Origin of the sequence: Clavibacter phaseoli, from assembly GCF_021922925.1 — a bacterium.
In the GTDB taxonomy this organism is placed as follows: domain Bacteria; phylum Actinomycetota; class Actinomycetes; order Actinomycetales; family Microbacteriaceae; genus Clavibacter; species Clavibacter phaseoli.
This window is the reverse complement of the sequence record NZ_CP040786.1, coordinates 2,852,294-2,873,804: the sequence shown is the minus strand read 5'-3', so window position 1 is coordinate 2,873,804 and position 21,511 is coordinate 2,852,294. Positions and strand designations below refer to the sequence as shown.

Annotated in this window: 26 protein-coding genes, 1 tRNA gene and 1 pseudogene; 15 read left to right on the top strand and 13 right to left on the bottom strand. The window is 70.1% G+C overall.

Going from position 1 to position 21,511, the window contains the following annotated elements; genetic code table 11:
* Positions 1-3: 3 nt before the first annotated feature.
* Positions 4-411 (bottom strand): nuclear transport factor 2 family protein, encoded by a 408-nt coding sequence (locus FGI33_RS13650; protein ID WP_119433799.1) that lies wholly within the window; start codon positions 409-411, stop codon positions 4-6.
* Positions 402-1,229, bottom strand: coding sequence for an MBL fold metallo-hydrolase (locus tag FGI33_RS13645; RefSeq protein WP_119433798.1), 828 nt, complete (start codon positions 1,227-1,229; stop codon positions 402-404). Before FGI33_RS13645 ends, FGI33_RS13650 begins: the two co-directional genes overlap by 10 nt.
* 87 nt (positions 1,230-1,316) lie before the next feature.
* Between FGI33_RS13645 and FGI33_RS13640 the strand changes: the two genes are divergently transcribed.
* Positions 1,317-2,195 carry an AraC family transcriptional regulator gene (locus FGI33_RS13640; protein ID WP_182623253.1) on the top strand — a complete coding sequence of 293 codons (879 nt, stop codon included), beginning with the start codon at positions 1,317-1,319 and terminating at the stop codon, positions 2,193-2,195.
* Between the two features lie 44 nt (positions 2,196-2,239).
* Here the strand turns inward: FGI33_RS13640 and FGI33_RS13635 are convergent, their stop codons facing one another.
* On the bottom strand, positions 2,240-2,653 hold the full coding sequence (locus tag FGI33_RS13635) for a winged helix-turn-helix transcriptional regulator (RefSeq protein WP_119433796.1): 414 nt from the start codon (positions 2,651-2,653) through the stop codon (positions 2,240-2,242).
* Positions 2,654-2,731: 78 nt separating this feature from the next.
* On the opposite strand from FGI33_RS13635, the gene FGI33_RS13630 reads away from it, so the two are divergent.
* Positions 2,732-3,538, top strand: a complete 807-nt coding sequence (locus FGI33_RS13630; RefSeq protein ID WP_119433795.1) for an NAD-dependent epimerase/dehydratase family protein — start codon at positions 2,732-2,734, stop codon at positions 3,536-3,538.
* Positions 3,539-3,559: 21 nt separating this feature from the next.
* On the opposite strand, the gene dcd is transcribed toward FGI33_RS13630, so the two are convergent.
* Positions 3,560-4,165: a dCTP deaminase gene (gene dcd, locus FGI33_RS13625; protein WP_015491456.1), complete on the bottom strand. Its 606-nt coding sequence runs from the start codon at positions 4,163-4,165 to the stop codon at positions 3,560-3,562.
* A gap of 81 nt (positions 4,166-4,246) precedes the next feature.
* Here dcd and FGI33_RS13620 point away from each other — a divergent pair.
* From FGI33_RS13620 to FGI33_RS13610, 5 genes and pseudogenes are all read left to right on the top strand, one after another.
* A tRNA-Gly gene (locus tag FGI33_RS13620) sits at positions 4,247-4,320 on the top strand.
* Positions 4,321-4,508: 188 nt separating this feature from the next.
* A pseudogene (locus FGI33_RS15525) lies at positions 4,509-4,583 on the top strand (hypothetical protein); the annotation flags it as partial.
* Between the two features lie 159 nt (positions 4,584-4,742).
* Positions 4,743-5,774, top strand: coding sequence for an AAA family ATPase (locus tag FGI33_RS13615; protein ID WP_237582019.1), 1,032 nt, complete (start codon positions 4,743-4,745; stop codon positions 5,772-5,774).
* Positions 5,771-6,403 (top strand): HNH endonuclease, encoded by a 633-nt coding sequence (locus FGI33_RS15520; protein WP_119433793.1) that lies wholly within the window; start codon positions 5,771-5,773, stop codon positions 6,401-6,403. Before FGI33_RS13615 ends, FGI33_RS15520 begins: the two co-directional genes overlap by 4 nt.
* Before the next feature lie 17 nt (positions 6,404-6,420).
* On the top strand, positions 6,421-7,272 hold the full coding sequence (locus FGI33_RS13610) for a hypothetical protein (RefSeq protein WP_147359309.1): 852 nt from the start codon (positions 6,421-6,423) through the stop codon (positions 7,270-7,272).
* Between the two features lie 145 nt (positions 7,273-7,417).
* Here FGI33_RS13610 and FGI33_RS13605 read toward each other — a convergent pair whose 3' ends face one another.
* Positions 7,418-8,146: a FadR/GntR family transcriptional regulator gene (locus FGI33_RS13605; protein WP_220453056.1), complete on the bottom strand. Its 729-nt coding sequence runs from the start codon at positions 8,144-8,146 to the stop codon at positions 7,418-7,420.
* Between the two features lie 153 nt (positions 8,147-8,299).
* Between FGI33_RS13605 and FGI33_RS13600 the strand changes: the two genes are divergently transcribed.
* Together FGI33_RS13600 and FGI33_RS13595 are read left to right on the top strand one after the other, a co-directional pair.
* Positions 8,300-8,818, top strand: a complete 519-nt coding sequence (locus FGI33_RS13600) for a gluconokinase (RefSeq protein ID WP_119433792.1) — start codon at positions 8,300-8,302, stop codon at positions 8,816-8,818.
* A 59-nt stretch (positions 8,819-8,877) separates the two neighbouring features.
* Positions 8,878-10,278 carry a GntP family permease gene (locus FGI33_RS13595; protein WP_119433791.1) on the top strand — a complete coding sequence of 467 codons (1,401 nt, stop codon included), beginning with the start codon at positions 8,878-8,880 and terminating at the stop codon, positions 10,276-10,278.
* An 88-nt stretch (positions 10,279-10,366) separates the two neighbouring features.
* Here FGI33_RS13595 and FGI33_RS13590 read toward each other — a convergent pair whose 3' ends face one another.
* From FGI33_RS13590 to FGI33_RS13580, 3 genes are all read right to left on the bottom strand, one after another.
* Positions 10,367-10,570: a hypothetical protein gene (locus tag FGI33_RS13590; protein WP_119433790.1), complete on the bottom strand. Its 204-nt coding sequence runs from the start codon at positions 10,568-10,570 to the stop codon at positions 10,367-10,369.
* A gap of 217 nt (positions 10,571-10,787) precedes the next feature.
* Positions 10,788-11,621 (bottom strand): DNA-formamidopyrimidine glycosylase family protein, encoded by an 834-nt coding sequence (locus FGI33_RS13585; protein ID WP_119433789.1) that lies wholly within the window; start codon positions 11,619-11,621, stop codon positions 10,788-10,790.
* Positions 11,622-11,665: 44 nt separating this feature from the next.
* Positions 11,666-12,691, bottom strand: a complete 1,026-nt coding sequence (locus tag FGI33_RS13580) for a hypothetical protein (RefSeq protein WP_119433788.1) — start codon at positions 12,689-12,691, stop codon at positions 11,666-11,668.
* Between the two features lie 262 nt (positions 12,692-12,953).
* Between FGI33_RS13580 and FGI33_RS13575 the strand changes: the two genes are divergently transcribed.
* The 3 genes from FGI33_RS13575 (at position 12,954) to FGI33_RS13565 (ending at position 15,449) form a co-directional block, all read left to right on the top strand.
* Complete coding sequence (locus FGI33_RS13575; protein WP_119433787.1) at positions 12,954-13,700, top strand: SDR family oxidoreductase; 747 nt, start codon at positions 12,954-12,956, stop codon at positions 13,698-13,700.
* 41 nt (positions 13,701-13,741) lie between these two features.
* Positions 13,742-14,770, top strand: coding sequence for a Gfo/Idh/MocA family protein (locus FGI33_RS13570; RefSeq protein WP_119433786.1), 1,029 nt, complete (start codon positions 13,742-13,744; stop codon positions 14,768-14,770).
* Between the two features lie 127 nt (positions 14,771-14,897).
* Positions 14,898-15,449, top strand: a complete 552-nt coding sequence (locus FGI33_RS13565) for an NAD(P)H-dependent oxidoreductase (protein WP_119433785.1) — start codon at positions 14,898-14,900, stop codon at positions 15,447-15,449.
* 88 nt (positions 15,450-15,537) lie between these two features.
* Here FGI33_RS13565 and FGI33_RS13560 read toward each other — a convergent pair whose 3' ends face one another.
* The 3 genes from FGI33_RS13560 to FGI33_RS13550 form a co-directional block, all read right to left on the bottom strand.
* The gene (locus FGI33_RS13560) at positions 15,538-16,713 is read right to left on the bottom strand and encodes a zinc-dependent alcohol dehydrogenase (RefSeq protein WP_119433784.1); all 1,176 of its coding nucleotides are present in this window, start codon (positions 16,711-16,713) and stop codon (positions 15,538-15,540) included.
* A gap of 375 nt (positions 16,714-17,088) precedes the next feature.
* On the bottom strand, positions 17,089-17,415 hold the full coding sequence (locus FGI33_RS13555; RefSeq protein ID WP_119401232.1) for a hypothetical protein: 327 nt from the start codon (positions 17,413-17,415) through the stop codon (positions 17,089-17,091).
* Positions 17,416-17,554: 139 nt separating this feature from the next.
* Positions 17,555-17,878 carry a DUF7882 family protein gene (locus FGI33_RS13550; RefSeq protein ID WP_119433783.1) on the bottom strand — a complete coding sequence of 108 codons (324 nt, stop codon included), beginning with the start codon at positions 17,876-17,878 and terminating at the stop codon, positions 17,555-17,557.
* A 254-nt stretch (positions 17,879-18,132) separates the two neighbouring features.
* Here FGI33_RS13550 and FGI33_RS13545 point away from each other — a divergent pair, with 254 nt between their 5' ends.
* Positions 18,133-18,336 carry a hypothetical protein gene (locus FGI33_RS13545; RefSeq protein ID WP_119433782.1) on the top strand — a complete coding sequence of 68 codons (204 nt, stop codon included), beginning with the start codon at positions 18,133-18,135 and terminating at the stop codon, positions 18,334-18,336.
* A gap of 19 nt (positions 18,337-18,355) precedes the next feature.
* Here the strand turns inward: FGI33_RS13545 and FGI33_RS13540 are convergent, their stop codons facing one another.
* Entirely contained in the window at positions 18,356-18,571 is a 216-nt protein-coding gene (locus FGI33_RS13540; RefSeq protein ID WP_119433781.1) for a hypothetical protein, read from the bottom strand.
* A 108-nt stretch (positions 18,572-18,679) separates the two neighbouring features.
* Here FGI33_RS13540 and deoC point away from each other — a divergent pair, with 108 nt between their 5' ends.
* Together deoC and FGI33_RS13530 are read left to right on the top strand one after the other, a co-directional pair.
* Positions 18,680-19,402 carry a deoxyribose-phosphate aldolase gene (gene deoC / locus FGI33_RS13535; protein ID WP_119433780.1) on the top strand — a complete coding sequence of 241 codons (723 nt, stop codon included), beginning with the start codon at positions 18,680-18,682 and terminating at the stop codon, positions 19,400-19,402.
* Entirely contained in the window at positions 19,402-20,697 is a 1,296-nt protein-coding gene (locus FGI33_RS13530) for a M18 family aminopeptidase (RefSeq protein WP_237582018.1), read from the top strand. Before deoC ends, FGI33_RS13530 begins: the two co-directional genes overlap by 1 nt.
* Positions 20,698-20,782: 85 nt before the next feature.
* Here FGI33_RS13530 and FGI33_RS13525 read toward each other — a convergent pair whose 3' ends face one another.
* Complete coding sequence (locus FGI33_RS13525; protein ID WP_119435170.1) at positions 20,783-21,484, bottom strand: DUF305 domain-containing protein; 702 nt, start codon at positions 21,482-21,484, stop codon at positions 20,783-20,785.
* Between the last annotated feature and the right edge of the window lie 27 nt (positions 21,485-21,511).

Below are 21,511 nucleotides of genomic sequence, written 5' to 3'. Positions count from 1 at the left end.
CCGTCAGGATGCGGCGTCGCGCACGAGCGCCGTGTCGACGAACTGCTCGAAGCGCACGATGAGGCCGCCGCGCACGACGAAGTGGTGCGCGACCCGGGCGTCGAGCGCCTTGCCCGTGGTGCCGTGCGTCGCCGTGTAGCGCGCGAGCACCACCACGTCCTCGCCCTCGACCACGTACGTGTCGTCGTGGGCGGCCCAGCCGACCCACTCGGCGCCGAGCCGCTCCATCACCGCGGCGGTGACGCCCGTGGGGGTGCGGTAGGTGCCGGCCAGGGGGAAGCCGGCCATCTCGGTCCACTCCACGTCGGGAGCGAGGGTGGCGCGGAGGGCCTCGAGGTCGCCCGCGGCGGAGGCGAGGTACTGCCGGCGCACGACGGCGCGCGGCGAGTCGTCGGTCGGGGTCAGCCCCATGACATCTCGCCCTTCGCGACGCGGGTGCCGAGGTGCGCGGCCACGCCGAGGCCGGCGTCCGGGTACCGGGCCTGGAGGCTCTGCTCGGCCTCCTCCGCGGTGCCGCTGGCGGCGATCGCGGCCTCGAAGGCCGCGAGGTAGTCGCGGGTGTGGCGGATCGCGCGCACGTCGGCGGGGAACGCCGGGTCGCGGTGGCCGGCCACGACGAGCGTGGGATCGAGGGCCTCGAGCCCGTCGAGGGCCGCTGACCAGGCCGCGCGCTGCTCGGGAGCCGCGGTGTCGGCCGTCCAGACGTGCAGGCCGCCGAAGACGAGGATCCCGCCGAGGATGGTGCGGCTGGCCGGGTCGAAGAGGTACCAGCCGCGGTCGGCCGGGTCGACCTCCGCGTGGCGCACCTCGAGCACGGCGTCGTCGATGGCGATGCGGTCGCCGTCGAACGGCGTGAGCTCGACCTTGCGGGTGGGGAGGTTCGCGCCCAGGTGCGCCCAGGCCTCCAGCTTGCCTTCGTAGCTGTGGTCGATGTGCTCGATCACGGCGGCGGGGGCGACGAAGCGGGCCTCCGGGAACGCGTCCTGGATGACCTCCGCGCCGAAGTAGAAGTCGGGGTCGCCGGCGCCGATGAAGACGGTGGTGAGCTCCTTGCCGGAGTCGAGCACGGCCGCTACGGCGCGGTGGCCGGCGGAGCGGGTGAAGCCGGCGTCGACGAGCACGGCCTCCGTGCTGCCGGTCACGAGGGTGAGGGTCTTCTCGAGGGAGGAGGAGCCCGAGTCGAGGATGGTGTAGTCGAGACTGGCGGGAGTCTCCTGCGTGGTTGTCATGCCCCGATGTTGCCGCCGCGGTAAGGCGACGTCACGGTCGTCATGGCTGCCATCATGGTGGATATGGGACAACCGACGGTCAGGCGCGTGCAGTTCTCGCTTCCCGGACCCGGACCGGGGATCGAGCTGACGGGCCTCCGCGAGATCATCCGCCGGGGCGGCCGCCGGGAGTTCGCGAGCACGCAGCGCCTGGGCTTCGACATGGTCTACCTCCTCGAGCGCGGGAGCACCGTGCACGTGGTCGACCTCGTGCCGCATGAGCTCGGCATCGGCGAAGCGCTCTGGGTGCGGGCCGGGCAGGTGCACCGCTGGGGCGACATCTCCACCCTCGAGGGCCGGGTGGCGATGTTCCCCTCGCACGTCATCCCGCCCGAGGTGCAGCAGGCGCTCACCGCTGCGGGGTACTCCGGCTCGGCAGGCAGCATCCCCGCCTGGACCGCGGATCAGCTGCGGGAGTCGGGGGCCGCGGATGCGTGGCGGGCGCTGCACGCGGACGACGCGGGGATCCGGGATCCGGCCGCCCGGTCGTTGGCCCGCGAGGCGGCGCTGTCCGCCGTGCTCCTCCGCCTGGCTGCGGCGGCGCCCGATGCCGCGGATCGCGCGCAGCACGCGAGCGCCGGGGGCCCGAGCACGGATCGCCACCGCGTCTTCACGTCGTTCCAGGCCGAGGTGGATGCGCGCTTCCGCTCGGAGCGTCTGGTTGCCGACTACGCACGCCGCCTGGGCTGGTCGACCAAGACGCTGGTGCGCGCGGCCGCCGAGCACGGCACCACGCCGAAGGCGGTCATCGACGACCGGATCGTTCTGGAAGCTCGGCGCCTCCTCGTGCACACGCAGCAGCCGGTGGCGGACATCGCCGCCGAGCTGGGCTTCGACGACGCGTCGAACTTCTCCACGTCCTTCCGCCTGCGCACGGGCGAGACGCCGGGCGCGTTCCGGGCGGGGGCGGCGTTCGGCGGCAGGTGAGCGAGCGGCCGGTCGGCCGCCGTCGCCGGACGCATCCCGCTCGTCTACCGGATCCCGTGCCCGGGATGCCCCGCGTCGTACTCCTCGCGAGCCGCCGCGATGCCCGCGCGCTCCGCGAGCGCCCAGTCGCCGAGCGCCTTGATGAGGTGCGTGAGTCGGCTGCCCGACGGCGTGAGCGCATAGGAGACCTGCGCGGGCACCGTCGGGAACACCGTGCGGGTGACGAGGCCGTCGCGCTCGAGGCGGCGGAGGGTGAGGGTCAGCATGCGCTGCGAGATCCCGTCGATGGCGCGCTGCAGCTCGCGGAACCGCCGCTCGCCCGACGCCAGCTCGACGACGACGAGCACCGACCAGGTGTCGCCGAGGCGATCGAGCACGTCGCGGATCCCGCAGTCGGGGTGGTCCTCGCGGCCGCAGGGCTCGAGGTCCGCGGTCACCGCGGTGTGCGTGAGTGACACGGGAGTGCCTCCTTGTGAGGGGTCGGGGGTCGCAGCACGCTCGGAGACATCACCGATACGACCACGAGAGGTGGATCCATGATCCTCGTCACCGGCGCCACGGGCCAGCTCGGCTCCGCCATCCTCCAGCACCTCCGCGCGATGGGCGCCGATGCGATCGGCAGCAGCCGCTCCGGCGTCGACGGGATGCGGCGGATCGACCTCGACGACCCCGCGACCATCTCCTTCGCCGGCGTCGACACGCTGGTGCTCGTCTCGGCGGGCGAGGCCGAGGACGACGTGGTGACCGCGCGGCATGACGCCGCGATCACGGCGGCCGAGGGCGACGGGGTGGGGCACGTGATCTACACGAGCGTCGCGGCGGGAGGGGATCACCTCGCCTTCGCGCTCGCGCACCGCTGGACCGAGCGTCGCCTCGCCCGAAGCCGCGTGACATCGACCGTGCTGCGCAACGGCCTGTACGCGGAGCTGTTCGGCGCGCTGCTGACCTGGCGCGGATCCCGGCTGGAGTCGGCGTTCGGGGACGGCGCCCTCGCGGCCGTCGCGCGTGGGGACCTTGCGGAGGCGGCTGCGGTCGTCGCCCGTGCGCCGAAGGATCACGCCGGGCGGCGGTACGACCTGGTGGGGCCGGCGATCACGGCCGCCGAGGTGGCCGAGCGGCTGGGTGCGCCGCTCGACGGTCTCGATCTCGCCACTCGGCGGGCTTCCTACGAGGGGACCGGGATGAAGCCGTTCCAGCCCGCGATGCTGATGTCGATCCACACGGCCGTGCGGCACGGGTTCCTCGCCGAGACGAGCGGAGATCTGGCCATGCTGCTCGGGCGCGAGCCGGTGGTTGCGGTGCAGGTGGCGGCCGATGCAGCGTCGGCGGCCCACCCCGCGTGAGTGACCGGCGGGCCGGCCGGGCTACTCCCCCGGCTGCCCCGCGTCGGTCACCGTCACGTCGGTGTGCACGAAGTTGAGGTACGAGCGGGAGGCCGTCGGGCCGCGCTGGCCCTGGTAGCGGGAGGCGTACTCGCCGGATCCGTAGGGCTTCTCGGCGGGCGACGACAGGCGGAAGAAGCAGAGCTGGCCGATCTTCATCCCGGGCCAGAGCTTGATGGGCAGCGTCGCGACGTTCGACAGCTCGAGCGTGACGTGGCCGGAGAACCCGGGATCGATGAAGCCCGCGGTGGAGTGCGTGAGGAGGCCGAGGCGGCCGAGCGAGCTCTTGCCCTCGAGGCGCGCGGCGACGTCGTCGGGCAGCGTGACCAGCTCGAACGTGGACCCGAGGACGAACTCGCCCGGGTGCAGGATGAACGGCTCCCCCGGCTTCGACTCGATGAGGCGGGTCAGCTCGGGCTGGTCCTCGGCGGGGTCGATATAGGGGTACTTGTGGTTGTCGAACAGCCGGAAGAAGCGGTCGATGCGCACGTCGATGCTCGCGGGCTGCAGCATCCCGGGGTCGTACGGATCGAGGGCCACTCGTCCGGCGTCGAGCTCGGCGGTGATGTCACGGTCGGAGAGGAGCACGGCAGGAGCCTACCGGCGCTGGGTGGCGCCCGGCCGGACTCTTGCTAGGCTGTGGTCTCGACCCGGCTCCTGGCCGGTCGCGCGAGTGTAGTTCAATGGTAGAACTTCAGCTTCCCAAGCTGATAGCGCGGGTTCGATTCCCGTCACTCGCTCCACTCCCCCCAAACTGGGTTAGTTCGTCAGGCGTCCTTTCCGGCAAGGTTGAAGAAATTGCGTCCCTTGGCAACGCGCCCTGCTGAGACTTCGTTGTCTAAGATGGCCAGCGCAGTGCGTATGCCGCGTTTTCATTGGCTCCGGGCTGCTAGGCAAACCCGTGCCTACACCCATCGGCACGAGGATTTATATGTCAGACGCATTTAAGCGGCTAGTTGTCTCCGATTGGCGGCAGTTTGCAGAAGTTGACGTCACGTTTCATCCACGCTTGACAATTCTTACGGGCGCAAATGCAAGCGGGAAAAGTACGTTACTGGGGATCCTATCTCGCCATTTTAACTGGAGCCGGTCGTATTCTTCAGCTCCAGGACGGCGTAGTGAGGGGAGTGCCTGGGCAAGCTTAGGCCCTCGGCGACGAGCACGCATGCTACAGGAGGGCGGCGTTTGGGGTGACATCGGTGCGCTCACGTATGTTAACAACGTCGAAACTCGAATAAATGTTCCAGAAGTCGGCGCAGAAGTCCGTCAAGCATACGACATATATATGCCTTTACAGCAGCCCGTGACCGGACTATTTCTCAACTCGCATCGACCAGCTAATGGTAACTACACGACCGTGCCGTCCATCCCGACCATTTTTCCTCCCTCCGAACAGCTCTTTGAGCAATATGCGACAGAACGCCGAAATCAGTGGGCAGGACAGTGGACTGGGCGCACCTCCCAACTGGCGCTCAAGGAAACACTAATCTCAGCTGCGGTTTTCGGCAATAGAGGTAACGATCATGTCTCCTTCAACGCAGATGCGGCATCTATTTGGGATGGCTTCCAAAAAGTAGTTGCCGCCGTGCTTCCAGCCAGTCTTCGCTTTCGCCAGCTACGCGTCGAAGTGCCTGACATCATCATAGAAACTGATACTGGCGACTTTGTAATCGACGATGCGTCAGGCGGTATATCAGCTATAGTCGACGTTGCCTGGCAGATATTCCTAAGGTCAAGGGGGCACGCATCTTTCACCGCAATTTTAGATGAGCCCGAAAATCACTTGCACCCAAGCCTTCAACGGGAACTTTTACCGAGACTGTTAAGCGCATTTCCAGGGGTGCAGTTCATAGTTGCGACGCATAGCCCATTTGTCGTGACCGCTACTCCAGACTCAGCTGTTTACGCTCTCGAGTACAATGAGGGCAACAAAGTTGAATCCAGGCTCCTCGATTATTCTAATAAAGCTGCAGGTGCTGATGAAACGCTGAAGCGAGTTCTTGGAGTTCCGTCCATTATGCCAATCTGGGCAGAAGAGCGGTTCGACGAAATCGTCAACCGACATCTGCGTGGCTCGGTATCTACGGAGACGCTCCTCGCGCTACGTGCCGAATTAACAAACATGGGTCTTGAATCCGAATTTCCCTCCGCGGCGGTCCAGTTCCTGGACCGCTCAAGTGACTCGGACACTCAATGAAGCAATTGACTAAATTAAGTCAGCCCCGCGTGCTTGCTCAAAATGGTCCAGAATGGACACGGCAGTACGTGGAGGCACCAGCCGACACACGTCGTCATTACGAGCGGTGGCGCCATGCCGACATCAAGGCCCGCCTTCGCGATGAAACCGACTCGAAGTGCGCATATTGCGAGGGTTTTGTTGAGGACGTCGCGTATCCCCACGTTGAACATATAATACCAAAAAGCCATAGCCCCGAACTTGCCCATGAGTGGCAGAACTTGACTAGTGCTTGCGAGCGGTGCAACACGCGTAAGGGCAATTACTATGAGCCGGCAATGCAACTACTAAACCCATACAATGACGATGTGAGTGTTCACCTCAGACCGCAGGGCCCGTTGATGGACTGGACTCGAGGGGATACTCGTGCTGAACTTACAGTCCACAAGTTGGGACTAAATCGAATCGACCTAGTCGCTTCCCGCGCTAAGCGCTTACAACAGGTTCGCGAATTGATTGAACGATGGCACCTGAGTGACGCGCCGCTTAAATCCGTCTTGGCCGATGTAATCAAGGAGGATGCAAACAGTGGCGAATTTAGCGAAACGGTTGGCGCGTTACTTATCACTCACGGTCTTCTCGCGGAATAAAAACGGAGCATAAGCAGATGCACCCATTTAATAGAAGCGTCCCCTATGACTGGGTAAGTCTCAGCTTTGACTTTATATCGGCAATATCCTGGCCAACATTTGCCATTTTGGCACTGTTGATTTTGCGGCTTCCCTTGTCGGCCTTGCTCAGCAGCATTGAGGAAATTGACCTCTGGGGCGCCAAGGGCAGAACGCGAAAAGGGAACGAACGAGCTGCCGAGCTCAAAGCAAGTACCGCTGATAAGAAGGTGACAGCTTCGTCGGCATTCGCGTCTCCCGTTGATGATCACGGGGATGAGGACGACGAGTTAGGCGGTGACGATGAGGTCGAAGGTCAGAGCCACGAAAGTGGCGCCAGAGCCAATATCACCCAGCCGGAAAGGCCTGAGAATGGCAGTGAGGCTCGCGCAGGTCGTGATTTAGATACTGACGATAGTGGGTCTCTGCTTGAAAAGGCACCCACGCCTGGCACCCCCAATGAGATTTCTCGTGTCGAGATGCTGAACTTCTATGAACGGATAGTACGCGAGCGTTTGCGCAGGAGTACCTATAATACTGCCACGACATCCGCTAGGCTTGGTGCAGAAATCGTCGGAAGCAGTTACGCCGATCTCAAGCAAACTCTGCGAGTTATTCATTATCTACGATTTGGCATAGGCTCGCGAGGGAAGATTAGATCTATGCAACGCATGTACGCTGATTTGAAGTTACCCAGTGGCCTAGAGGAGGACATGCTTAAGGCGCGAGCGTTTGCTACAGATGTTCATGAACGAAAAGATGTCGTCGACGGCGTGGGGGCGGAAGCGTACATAAGGACTGTCGACACTCTTGTCGGTCGCTTATGCGAGTGGGCCCGGACTTCGTTATAAGTGAACTCTGAATAGTTGTTCACCTCGCTCCATGCAGTAGATGAATAGGCGCACTTCATGATATATGGCCAGTGCGTGATAATGTAGCTTTGGGGATCATCTGGAATAGGCGCCCGCGAGTGGTCATTGGTGCAAATATTTGGGATCACATTATTGCGCCGCTGACCTCCGCCAGCAACGACGCCATCCCCGCCTCCGCTGTCGCCGCATCCCCGTCGCGGATCGCATGCGCCACCTGCTCGTGGGTGTCGAGCGCATGCGGACGCGGCGTCCGCGGCATCAGCCCCTGGTGCGTGCGACCGCTGAGGACCTCCGTGATCACCTCGCGGAGGGCGCAGAACATGTCGTTGCCGCTGGCCTCGAGGATCAGGTGGTGGAACTCGATGTCGGCGGCGAGGAAGTCGACGAGGGCGCCGGCCTCGCCGAGGCGGCGGAGATCCACCGCGAGCTCGGCGATGCGGGTGCGCTGAGCGGCAGTGGCATTGCGTGCGGCCAGTGACGCCGCCACCGGCTCGACCGCGCGGCGCAGCTGGGTGAGGGAGCGGAACTGGTCGGAGCGGCCGGGGCCGGTGAGGCGCCAGCGGATGATGCGCGGGTCGTAGACGTTCCAGCGATCCGGGCCCTGCACGACAAGGCCCACGCGGCGCTTGGGCACGATCAGCGCCATCGCCTCGAGCACGCGCACGCAGTCGCGCACCACCGTGCGGGAGACGCCGAAGCGCTCCTGCACGCCGTCGATGGTGAGGCGGGTGCCCTCGGTGAGGCGACCGTCGACGATGTCGCGGCCGAGCTCCTCGATGATCCGCGTGGCCATCACCGTGGCGGCGGGGACCGCGCCGGCGGGCGCCGAGGGTGGGACTGACCGCGTCGTCATGGTCCTCTCCGGGTGCGCGTCGGCCGGCCGGCCGCCTCGATGAGCTTAGGTCGCCGTCCGCGGGGTGGTCGTCGATGCGCGCCGCAATGGTGTTACCTTTGGCCGGACGGCGGCCGACGACACGGCACCGCCCGCGTCGACGAAGGAGTCAGCATGGCCGCACAGCCCCGCCACGTCGTGGTGATGGGGATCTCCGGATCCGGTAAGACCACGATCGCCACCGCCCTCGCCGAACGGCTCGGCTGGACCTTCGCGGAGGCGGACGAGTTCCACCCCGAGGCGAACATCGCGAAGATGAGCGCCGGCACGCCCCTCACCGACGACGACCGCTGGCCGTGGCTCGAGGCCATGCGCGACTGGATGGGCGGCGAGGCCCGCGCCGGCCGCAGCACCGTCGTCACCTGCTCCGCTCTCAAGCGCTCCTACCGCGACCTCCTCGACGGCGCCGACGGCGACGTGCGCTTCGTGCACCTCTCCGGCGACACCGAGCTGATCCTCGAGCGCATGAAGACACGCAGCGGGCACTTCATGCCGGCCTCGCTGCTGCCGTCGCAGATCAGCACGCTCGAGCCGCTCGACGACGGCGAGCGCGGCCTGACGCTCGAGAACACCGGCACGCCCGACGAGGTCACGACCCGCATCGTCGACGAGCTCGGCCTCGTCGCGAGCTAGCGCGCTCTCGCCAGCCCGCACCCCACCAGCCCCCTGCACGGTTCATCAACGGAGAGAACATGACCATCGAAGACTGGACGCAGACCCTCACCGCGGGTCCGCTCCTCCTGATCGCCGCGGGCGCCATCGCCGTCCTGCTGTTCCTGATCATCACGCTGCGCGTCCACGCGTTCGTCGCCCTGATCCTCGTGAGCCTCGCGACCGCGTTCGCCACCGGGATCCCGACCTCGCAGATCGTGACCGTGCTCGTCGGCAGCTTCGGCTCCACGCTCGGCACGGTCGCGCTGCTCGTGGGCCTCGGCGCGATGCTCGGCCGCCTGGTCGAGACCAGCGGCGGCGCGAAGACGCTGGCCGACACCCTCATCCGGATCTTCGGCGAGAAGCGCGCGCCGTTCGCACTCGGCGTCGCGTCGCTGATCTTCGGCTTCCCGATCTTCTTCGACGCCGGGCTCGTCGTGATGCTGCCCATCGTCTTCTCGGTGGCGCGTCGCCTCGGCGGCGGCGTGCTCCGCTACGGCCTCCCCGCGGCCGGCGCCTTCTCGGTCATGCACATCTTCGTGCCGCCGCACCCCGGCCCCGTCGCGGCCAGCGAGTTCTTCGGCGCGAACGTCGGCATCGTGATCATCGTCGGCCTCGTCGCGGCGATCCCCACCTGGTACGTCACCGCGTACCTCTACGGCCTGTGGGTCGGCAAGAAGTTCGTGCTGCCGATCCCGTCGCTCATGGGCGAGGCCGACGCGCACGCCGAGTCGAACCCGCCCAAGTTCGGCACCGTCGTCGCCGTGCTGCTGCTCCCGCTGCTCCTCATCTTCATGAACACGGGCCTGAACGCGGCCTCGACCGGCGGGATCCTCCCCGAGGGCACGAGCGACCAGGCCTGGTACCAGGTGCTCCGCACCATCGGCGAGACGCCCGTCGCGCTCCTCATCGCGCTGCTGTTCGCCGCGTTCGTGCTCGGGCGGCGCCGCGGGATCGACAAGACCGCGCTCGAGAAGACGCTCGAGTCGGCGCTCGGCCCGGTCTGCTCGGTGATCCTCATCACCGGCGCCGGCGGCATGTTCGGCGGCGTCCTCCGCACCAGCGGCATCGGCGACGCCCTCGCGGACGTGCTGGGCGACCTCGGCATCCCGATCATCCTGGCCGGGTTCCTCATCGCGGCGATCCTCCGCATCGCGCAGGGATCCGCGACCGTCGCGCTCACCACGGCCGCGGGCCTCGTCTCCCCGGCGATCCTCGCGGGCGACTACAACGCGTTCCAGGTCGCGGCGCTCGTCGTGGCGGTGGCCGGTGGATCCGTGGTCGCGAGCCACGTGAACGACTCCGGCTTCTGGCTCGTCGGCCGGTTCTTCGAGATGGACGTGAAGACGACCCTGAAGACCTGGACCGTGATGGAGACCACCATCGGCGTCATGGGCTTCGCGATCGCGACGGCGGTGTTCGGGGTGGCGTCGCTGGCGTAGGGGCCGCATCCGTCGACGCCACGAGGCCCGTCCCGCTCTCCGCGGGGCGGACCTCTGTCCGTCCCCGATGCGGATCCGGCGCGGCGGCTCAGCCCTCCGGGCCGAACTCGACATGACCGGTGCCCACGTCGTAGCGGTAGCCGACCGGGAAGCGCGCCGTCATCGCGCCGTTCGGGAAGCGGTCGCTGACCTCCTCCGCGAACGCGTGCGCCTCCTCGGACGTCGCGAAGACGCCGAGGATCGTGTTGTCGGGACTCTCGTCGTGCTGGACGATCCACACCTCTGAAGCCATGCGCGACACGATAGGTCGAATGCCGTGAGCAGCGGCAGCGCCTTCCGCTCAGTTCGGCCACCAGGGGTGCCGGGCACTGTAGGCGGGTCGCATCTGCGCACTTGCGGCACGCTGTCTCCTACGCGGACTCGCTGCAAGCGCGCGTCATATCGATCGACGGACAAAGGCTCGTCGGCCTCATGATCGAGTATCGCGTCGGCGTGCAGGTGACCCGGACCTACTCCACCGTCGAGATCGACTCGGACTTCTTCGACTGATCTGGCTGGCACCGCGGGCACCACCACGCGCGCCGCCCGCGCTCGCTCGTGCTCCCGGGATCGTCGACGCCGATCACCGTCGTCCCGCAGCGCAGGCACGGCCGGCCCGCGCGGCCGACCACCCAGTGCGTGCGGCCGCGGCGGGGATCGCCCGTCGTGATCTGGTACGCCGCCGGCACCGTCGCCGAGCGGCGCAGCGAGCGGGCGGCGAGGTCGACGAGGGGCGGGAGGTCGACGTCCCGGACGCGGGTCGCCGGATGCACGCCGCGCAGGAAGCCGACCTCGTTGACCCAGAGGTTGCCGAGGCCCGCCATCGGGCGCTGGTCGAGGAGGGCGGCGCGGATCGCGTCGTCGGGGCGGGCAGAGAGGCGGGACACGGCGAGCGCCGGATCCCAGTCGTCGCGCAGCGGGTCGGGCCCGAGGTGGCCGATGGCCGCGCGCTCGTCGCGGGTGGGGATCAGCTCGACCACGGGCAGGTCGATGCCCCAGAGGGTGCGGTCGTCGTCGAGGCGGAGGCGCACGCGCACCTGGTGCTGGATCCGCTGCGGCACGCGCTTGCCGGGACCGGTCACCGTCCACGAGCCCTGCATGCGCAGGTGCGTGTGGAGGGTGGTGTCGTCGTCGAGCCGCATGAGCAGGTGCTTGCCGTGGGTGTCGAACCCGGTGATCCGCCGGCCGCCGAGCCGTGCGCCCGCCCTGGCGCCGGACCGCAGCTCCCCGTCGGCGACGAGCGCGCCGCCGACCTGGGCGCGGAGGCGCGCGGCGAGGACGAAGACGGAGTCACCCTCGGGCATGGGTCGACGGTAGTCCGGGCGGCCGACACCGTGCCGGCCGGCGGCTACCGGGGGGCCGTCTCCGACGCACCGACCGGATGCGGCGAGAGCGCGAGCTCGCGCGTCGCCTCTGCGAATCGCCGCAGACCGCGCTGCGACCGGACGATGTAGGGCGTCATGGCGAGCAGGAACACGCCCAGGGCGACGAAGACGAGGAGGAACCAGCCCTCGAAGATCCCCCGGAAGAGGCTCGGAACGACGACCCCGACGAACACGAGCCCGCTCTGCGCCATGAGGAACGGCTGCGAGGTGCGCGTCACCGCCGCCACCCGCGCGGCCCGCCACTCGAGATCCGGCGCGAGCGGGCCGCCCTTGCCGAAGACGCGCCGGTTGATCGCCTTGCGGTCCGGGATGCCGAGGGCACGCGTGATGGGCGCCGCGGCGAGCTGCGCCGGGAACGCGACGACGAGGGAGGTGATCCCAGCGGCGAGGAACGAGAGCTGCACGATGAACGCCCACGTCTCGTCGAGGCCCTCGTCGGTCGTGAGCGCGAGGACGCCGGCGAAGGCGGTCGTCGCGACGAGCCCGATCAGGAAGGCGAGGAGGACAGCCCGCCATTTCCTGCGGATGACCTCCGGGCTCCACCCGAGATCCGGCGAGGCGGCGGTCCCGGGCGCTGCACCGGCCCTGACCTGCTCCCTCGGGTACGAGGCGAGGCGCGCACGGTGGCCGAGGATCCCTCCCGCAGCGGCCATCCCGCCGAGACCGAGCAGGAACCCGACGACGACGAGGACGGGAGTCCCCACGATGAGCGCGGCGACCGCGTGCAGCACTCCCATCGCCGCCGCGACGCCGCCGAAGACGAGCAGTCGGACCGGGCGCGGGGTCGGACCGGCCTGCGCACGCGACGGGCTCTGGACGACGAGGAGCCCCACTCCAGCAGCCAGCGCGACGGCGATCGTGCCCGCCATCATCTGCACGACGAGGAGGACGAAGGGGGGATCCTCCTGCACGTCCACGAACGTCAGGAACATGCCGACGAAGAGGAGCACGAAGGTGCCGAGGCCCAGCAGGGCCAGCACCGTGATCAACAGAGCCTTGCCTTCCCGGGGTGCCGCCGAGCCGGATGGTGCCTCGTCGATGCCGCGTCCGCTCATCCCTCGAACGTATCGGCCCGACTTGCACCCGACCGACCCGCTGCCGGCCCCCGTTCGAGCCTCGCACCCCTCCCCACATGAACTCCCGCTGGATCCTCCCCGCATCGCCGCGCGCCCCGCACCGCCGCCCGCGCGACGGGCCACACTCGACCCACGCACCCGCACCCGTCAGCCGCGTCCGCGGCGGAGGAGACCCATGAAGATCACCGGCCGCACCGTCCTCATCACCGGCAGCACCTCGGGCATCGGCCGCGGGCTCGCCGAGCGGTTCCACGCCGCGGGCAACCGCGTCGTGATCGCGGGCCGCCGCCGCGAGCTGCTCGACGAGATCACCGCGCAGCACGACGGCATGGCCTCGGTCGTGCTCGACGTCGCGGATCCCGCCTCCATCACGGCTGCGCGCGACGAGCTCGCCGCGAGCCACCCCGACCTCGACGTCGTGATCACCATGGCCGGCATCATGCGCGCCGAGGACCTCCGCGATCCCGCGCACCAGGCCACAGCCGAGGCCATCGTCACGACGAACCTGCTCGGCACGATCCGCACGATCGACGCGTTCCTGCCCGGCCTCCTCGCGAGCGACGAGGCGACGCTCGTGACCGTCTCCTCGGGCCTCGCCTTCGTGCCGCTGCCGGCCACGCCCACCTACTCGGCCACGAAGGCGGCCGTGCACTCCTACACGCAGAGCCTCCGCGCGCAGCTCGTCGGCACGTCCGTCGAGGTCGTCGAGCTGGTGCCGCCCAAGGTGCAGACCGCGCTCATGCCCGGCCAGCAGGACGCGGGCGACGCCCTGCCGCTCGAGGACTTCCTCGACGAGGTGATGGGGATACTCCAGGCCCGCCCGGAGGACGAGGAGATCCTCGTGCAGGACGTCCACGGCCTCCGCTTCGCCGAGCGCGACAGCCGCCACGACGACATGCTCGCGCTGCTCAGCGGCCGCTGATCCGCCGGGCCGCCGCCCAACCGCGCGCCTAGGCTCGATCCATGTCGACGACGATGCCGCCCGCCCCCGCCCGCACGCCCGACCCCGAGGCGGGAGGCAGCGACGACGCCCGCCCGATCCGCTTCGGCGTGATCGGCGCCGCCGGCATCGCGACCTCTGTCGTCCCCGACATGCAGCTCGTCCCCGGCGTCGAGGTCGTGGCGGTGCACTCCCGCACCCGGGCCAGCTCCGAGGAGCTGGCGGCCGCGCACGGCATCGCGCGGATCCACGACACCCTCGAGGCGCTCCTCGCCGACCCCGAGGTGGACGCCGTCTACGTCGCCACCCCGCACACCCTCCACCGGTCGCAGGCCGAGGCCGCCCTCCGCGCCGGCAAGCACGTCGTCTGCGAGAAGCCCGCCACCACCACGGCCGCCGACACCCGCGCGCTCGTCGAGCTCGCGCGCGCGGAGGGCCTGCTGTTCCTCGAGGCGCTCTGGATGGCGTTCTCCCCCGGCTACCTCGCCGTGCGCCACGCGATCGCGGACGGCCGCATCGGGGATCCGCGCGCCATCTCCGTGGCCTTCGGCTTCGTCACCGACGGGACGGGCCGCCTCTGGGACCCGGAGGTCGGCGGCGGCACGCTCCTCGACATGGGCGTGTACCCGCTCGCCTTCGCGCACGGCCTGTTCGGCACGCCCTCGTCGGTGGCCGCGGTCGGGACCGTCATCGACGGCGGAGTCGACACCGAGGTCGCGATCCTGCTCGGCTGGCCCGACGGCCGTCACGCCACCCTCGCCTGCTCGCTCGTCGCGGCGCTCCCCACGGGCGCGACCGTCAGCGGCACGGCCGGCCGCATCGAGGTGGATCCGCTCTTCCTCGCCTCCCGCGCGCTCACGGTCGTGCCCGCCGAGGGGGATCCCGAGCGGCAGGAGCACGAGATCGAGGGCCGCGGCTACGTCCCCATGTTCCGGGCGGCCCGCGACGCGATCCGCGCGGGCGCCGTCGAGTGCGCCGAAATGCCGCACGCGGAGTCGGTCGCCCTCGCGGAGCTGATGGACGGGATCCTGGCCGACATCGGCGCGCGCTGACCGGCGCCCGGCGTCCGTCCGGGGAGCGGTCAGAAGTCGGTCGTTAGGGTCGAAGGCGAGGCACGCGCCTCCCCCTGCGGTACGTCGACGGAGACGATCCGACCGGAACGACCCGAAGGAGAACACCATGACGCACGTCCTCGTGCTCGTCGGCAGCCTGCGCGCCGGCTCCACCAACCAGCAGATCGCCGAAGCGGCGCTGCGCCACGCGCCGGACGGCGTGACCCTCGACATCCACGCCGGCCTCGACCGGCTCCCCTTCTACAACGAGGACGTCGACGTCGCGGGATCCGTCCCCGCCGAGGCCGTGGCCTTCCGCGACGCGATCGCCGCCGCGGACGCGCTCCTCGTCGTCACGCCCGAGTACAACGGCACGATGCCCGCGGTGCTCAAGAACGCGATCGACTGGGCCTCGCGCCCGTTCGGCGCCTCGGCCCTCGCGGGCACGCCGACGGCGGTGATCGGCAGCGCCTTCGGCCAGTACGGCGGCGTGTGGGCGCAGGACGAGGCCCGCAAGTCGCTCGGCATCGCCGGCGCGCACGTGCTCGAGGACGTGAGGATGGCCGTCCCCGAGTCGGTCGTCCGCTTCGCCGAGCGCCACCCGGCCGACGACGCCGAGGTCGTGGAGCAGCTCCGCGCGGTGCTCGACGCCGTGCGGACCTCGGCGACCGCCGCCTGACCCGGCCCGCCGGACCGGGGAGCACGCCCCGCGCACGACGACGGCCGCGCCCCCTCGGGGACGCGGCCGTCGTCGTGCGTGCGGGAGGCTACGGCTTCAGCACCACCTTGATGCAGCCGTCCTCCTTCTTCTGGAAGATCTCGTACATGTGCGCGGCCTCGCTGAGCGGCACGGAGTGCGTGACCAGGTCCAGGACGCCGAGCGGGTCGGACGGGTCCTCGACGAGGGGCAGCAGGTCCTCGATCCAGTGCTGGACGTTGCACTGGCCCATGCGAATCGCGATCTGCTTGTCGAAGAGCGACTTCATGGGCAGCGGGTCGGCCTCGCCGCCATAGACGCCCGAGATGGAGACGGTGCCGCCGCGGCGGACCGCGTCGAACGCCGTGTGCAGGGCCGCGAGGCGGTCGACGCTCGCGACGTCCATGACCTTCTTCGCGATGCCGTCGGGCAGGAGGCCCGCGGCCTTCTGCGCGAAGGACGCGGCGGGGCTGCCGTGCGCCTCCATGCCGACGGCCTCGACCATGGAATCGGGCCCGCGGCCGTCGACCATCTCGCGCAGCTTGTCGGCCACGTCGTCGGTGAGGTCGAGGGTCTCGACGCCGTGGCGCTCGGCCATGGCGCGGCGCTCGGGGACGGGATCCACCGCGATGACGCGGTAGCCGAGGTGCTTGCCGATCCGCGAGGCGAACTGGCCGACCGGACCGAGGCCCATGACGCCGAGCGTCCCGCCCTCGGGCACGTTCGCGTACTGCACGCCCTGCCAGGCGGTGGGGAGGATGTCGCTGAGGAAGAGGTAGCGCTCGTCGGGGAGCTCGCTGTTCACGACGATCGCGTTGACGTCGGCGAGCGGCATGCGGAGGCGCTCGGCCTGGCCGCCGGGGACGGATCCGTACATCTCGCTGAAGCCGTAGAGCGCGGCGCCGCTGCCCTGCGCCCGCACCTGCGTGGTCTCGCACTGCGTGAAGAGGCCCTTGTCGCACATGAAGCAGTCGTGGCACGCGATGACGAACGGGACGACGACGCGGTCGCCGACCTTGAGCTTCGTGACGGCGCTGCCGACCTGCTCGACGACGCCCATGTTCTCGTGCCCGAGGACGTCGTCCTTCTCGAGGAACGGGCCGAAGACCTCGTAGAGGTGGAGGTCGGATCCGCAGATCGCGGTCGACGTGATGCGGATCACCGCGTCGGTGTCCTGCTCGATCACGGGGTCGGCGACCTCCTTGACCTCGACGTCGTGGATGCCCTGCCAGGTGAGTGCCTTCATGGTGCTCCTTCTGCTCTCGGGCGCGGATCCTCGTGGGACGCGCGCTCATCCAGACAACGCCCTGCGGGGCTGTCCGCCAAGCGAACGCCAGAAGTCGCCCAGGGAGCGCGGACGCCCGGGCGCGGCGGAGGGGACGCGGGCGCCACGGCGGGCGGCGGCTCAGACGATCCGCCCCGGGGAGTCGGTCGTCCACGACACGACCGAACCGGGGCGGATCTGGAGGGCCGGTGACGACGGTCCGGACTGCATAGGAGGACTCTCGACAACCCTCAAGCGCCCGAGCCCGTGGCGGCCTCGTGGGCACAGTGTGCTCCTCAGCCGGGGAAAAGCCCATAGCAGCGATGTCGTTCCCGGCGGATCCACGGTGGGGCGGGCTCAGACGTCCCAGCCGTGCGCTCGCTGCACCTCGCGCAGCGCCTCGGCGGCTTCGTGCGCGACGAACGGCAGGCGCTCCCAGTGGATGCCCTCCGCGGAGATCCAGCCGAGCTCGCCGAGCGCGACCGCGAGGTCTTCCACGTAGAGGGCGACAGCCTGATGCGCGCCCAGGATCGCGTCGCCGGTGATGGACCAGCCGAAGTAGCCGGCCACGAACCGGGCCTGCTCGGTAGGGCTGCGGCCGGGCCCCTCGCGCCGTTCGGGGAGGGACTCGCTCGCCGACGACTGGACGGGATCGCCCACGTCGTCGGCGCCTACGTCCTGCATGGCGTCCCTCTCCCAGGCGACGCACCCGCGCGACCTGCGCGACCACGATGCCAGGAGCCCGGGCGCCGCCCCAATGGGGGCCAGGGGCTTGACATGCGCGGCCCTCGACGCGTAGTGGGAGGCGCGGACGCGCGCGGTATCAGCGCACGTCGTCGCGGGGCTCGTCCTCCAGGGGCTCGCGCATGATGAGCAGGCCGCCGGGGCTGTTCGCCGTGGTCATGAGCGCGTCGACCCACTTGCGGTTGATGGGCGGCACGCGGCTGCCGTGGTACTTGAACACCAGCGGCAGCGAGTTGTGCATCCAGATGGTCGTGCGTCCGTCGCCCACCTCCACGTCGTCGCGCCAGGAGAAGTAGAAGTTCTCCCCGCGGCGCAGCTTCGCGCCGATGACGAGCTGCAGGTGCGCCAGCAGGCGGTCGTCGAACTCCGCCGTCAGCGTCGAGTCGTACTTGAACGTCCCCATGATCGATCCCGTGTCCCCCTCATGAGCTCTCGGGCCCCGCGCCGACGGAGAGGGGGCCAGAGAGCGGCGCTGAGCTTCGGCCGTGCCCACCCACTATGCCAGCGTTGTCGGCGATTTCCGGCTCGTGCGGGAGACCCGTGCGCATGTGGTATTGGACGTCGGCGGAGGAGGGGGATCCCGCTCCCGGCCTGCGCGGCGGCTGTGCGGATCCGGCCCACCCGGTCGTCGCGCGCGGACGGTCGTAGGGTCGGAGCATGACTGATCCCACGTACACCGCACAGCTCGTCGGCCCCGATGGCACGGAGGAGACCGAGGTCGAGCTCATCAACGGCGAGCCCGTGAAGAGCTTCGTCCGCGCCACCTCGCTCGACGAGGAGGAGGTCGTGTGGGAGCTCGACGCCGACGCCGAAGGGTACGTCTACCGTCCCGCCGGCCGGCCGGGCGCCGACTACTCCTGATCCGCGGAGCCGACGCGCGCTAGACGAGCAGGATCGGCAGGCAGCAGAGGACGCTGACCGCCCCCGCACCGATGGCGGCGAGGGTCCAGGGCAGGGCGGGCGCCGAGAACAGCTGCGCGCGCCCCATGCCGCGCTCCCGCGCGCTCCGCGATCCACCCGTGCACAGCAGCACCGCGCTCAGGATGAGCGTGGCCGCCGCCACGTACAGGAGCGCGGTGGTCGTGCCGTCGGTCATCACACCCGTGACGCTACCGGCGCCCCCGCGCCGCGGCTGGCCCCGTCAGGCCGGGCCGATCCGAGCCCGCCGTAGGATCGAGGTCCCGCACGACGTGAGGATCCCCGCATGAGCACCAGCCCGTCCACGCCCCAGGCCGACACCACCGCGATCGCCCGCATCATCGACCACACGCTCCTGAAGCCCGAGGCCACGCGCGACGAGGTCGCCGCGCTCGTCGCCGAGGCCGTCGAGCTCGGCACCTACTCGGTGTGCGTCTCGCCGTCGATGCTCCCGCTCGAGCTGCCCGCGGGCGCCGACCTCAAGGTCGCCGTCGTCTGCGGCTTCCCGAGCGGCAAGCACCACAGCGAGGTCAAGGCCGCCGAGGCCGCGCTCTCGATCCGCCAGGGCGCCGACGAGGTCGACATGGTGATCGACGTGGGCGCCGCCCGCGAGGGCCGCTTCGACGACGTCGAGGCCGACATCCGCGCCGTGCGCGAGGCCGTGCCCGCGCCCGCCGTGCTCAAGGTGATCATCGAGTCCGCCGCGCTCGACGACGACCAGATCGTCGGCGTGTGCCGCGCGGCCGTCGCCGCCGGCGCCGACTTCGTGAAGACCTCCACGGGCTTCCACCCGACCGGCGGCGCCACCGTGCACGCGGTCGAGCTGATGAGCCGCACGGTCGACGGCAAGGCCGGCGTGAAGGCGTCCGGCGGGATCCGCACCTACGAGACCGCGGTGCAGATGATCGAGGCCGGCGCCACGCGCCTCGGCGTCTCGGGCAGCGCGGTCGTGCTCGCCGGGCCCGTGCAGACGCCCGAGGACGGCGCGCTCGGATCGAGCGGCTACTGATGCCGGCGGACCGCCGCGCGCACCTCGCGGACCTGGGCCGCTTCATCCAGGCCTCCCCCACCTCGTTCCACGCCGCCGAGGAGGGCGCCCGCCGCCTCGAGGCCGCGGGCTTCGCGCGCCTCGACGAGCGCGACGCGTGGCCCACCGGCGCCGGCCGGCGGTTCATCGTCCGCGACGGCGCGCTCCTCGCGTGGATCCAGCCCGCCGGCGCGCACGCCACCACGCCCTTCCGCGTGCTCGGCGCCCACACCGACTCGCCCGGCTTCAAGCTGAAGCCCAAGCCCACCATCGGATCCGACGGCTGGCTCCAGGCCGGCGTCGAGGTCTACGGCGGCCCGCTCCTCAACTCCTGGCTCGACCGCGACCTCGAGCTCGCCGGCCGCCTCGTCGCGCGCGACGGCCGGCGCCACCTCGTCCGCACCGGCCCGCTGCTGCGCTTCCCGCAGCTCGCGGTGCACCTCGACCGCGGGGTCAACACGGACGGCCTGCGGCTGGATCCGCAGCGGCACATGTCCCCGATCCTCGGCACCGGCTCCCCCGCCGAGGCGGACGTGCTCGGCCACCTGGCCGGCCTCGTGGGGCTGGCCGCGGACGACGTGCTCGGCTACGACGTGGGCGTCGCGGACACGCAGGCACCCGGATCCCTCGGCCTCGACGGCGAGCTCTTCGCCGCCGGCCGCATGGACAACCTCAGCTCGGTGCACGCGGGCCTCGTCGCCCTGCTCGAGCTCGCCGCCGCCGCGGACGAGGACCCGGACGCGCCCGTCGCGGTGCTCGCCGCCTTCGACCACGAGGAGGTCGGATCCGCGACCCCGTCGGGCGCCGCCGGCCCCATCCTCGAGGACGTGCTCGGTCGCATCTCCGCCGGGCTCGGCGCCGGATCCGAGGAGCGCCGCCGCGCGTTCGCCTCCTCCTGGTGCCTCTCCGCCGACGCCGGCCACGCCGTGCACCCGAACTACCCCGACCGCCACGACCCCGCCAACCGGCCGGTGCCCAACGGCGGCCCGCTGCTGAAGATCAACGCGAACCAGCGCTACGCCACCGACGGCGTGGGCGCGCGCGAGTGGGCCCTGGCCTGCGAGCGCGCGGGCGTGCCCTACCAGGAGTTCGTCTCCAGCAACGCGGTGCCGTGCGGCTCGACCATCGGCCCGATCACGGCGACGCGCCTCGGGATCCGCACGGTCGACGTCGGCATCCCGCTGCTCTCGATGCACTCGGCCCGCGAGCTGTGCGGCGCCGACGACCCGGGGCACCTCGCCGCCGCGGCCGCCGCGTTCCTCCGCCCGGCCGCCTGAGCCGGCCGCGCGGACCGGCAGGACCCGCCCGCACGACCGAGGGCCCGACGCGATGCGCGTCGGGCCCTCGGTCGTGCACCGGGGATCAGCCGCCGTACGACTCCAGCAGCGCGCGCATCTTGGTGAGCTGGTCGCCCTGCGACGCCGACATGGCGCCCGCGAGGTCGAGCGCCTCGGTCGACGTGCCGAGCTGCGCCTCGCCGTCGGCCAGCTCGATCGCGGCCTGGTGCCGGGCGATCATGCCCTGCAGGAACAGGCGGGCCGCGTCCGTGCCGGTCGCCGCCTTCAGCACCTGCAGCTCCGAGTCGAAGGCCGTGTCGCGCATCGCGTCGAGGTCGGCCTCGGACGCGGCGCCGCTCGCCGCGCCGTCCTCGGATCCGCCGCTGGCGGAGGTGCCGCCCGCCTCGTCGCGATCCTCGGTGCCGTTCGCGCCGGATCCGCCCTCCTCGCCCGACCACCCCTCGGCGAGCTGCGCGAGCTCCTCGGCCTGCGGGCCCTGCTCGTCGCGGATCTGCACGGCCAGCTCCTCCGCCCCCTGCGGGAGGTCGGCCACCGTGAGCGCGGCCACCGCGAGCTCCACGGAACCCGCGGCGTGGTCGCCCATCTCCTCGGCGAAGGAGAGGTCGGCGCGGTTCCATCCCTGCGACTCGGTCTCGGAGGGGGCGGCCGCGTCGGCGCTCGGGCTGGCGGCGTCCTCCGGTGTGCGCGGCGGCGTCGAGCAGCCGGCGAGCGCGACGGCGATGGCGAGGGCGGTCGTGGCGGCGGCGAGGCGGTTGCGGTATCCCATGCGTCGATCCTCCTCCACGGCGCGGCA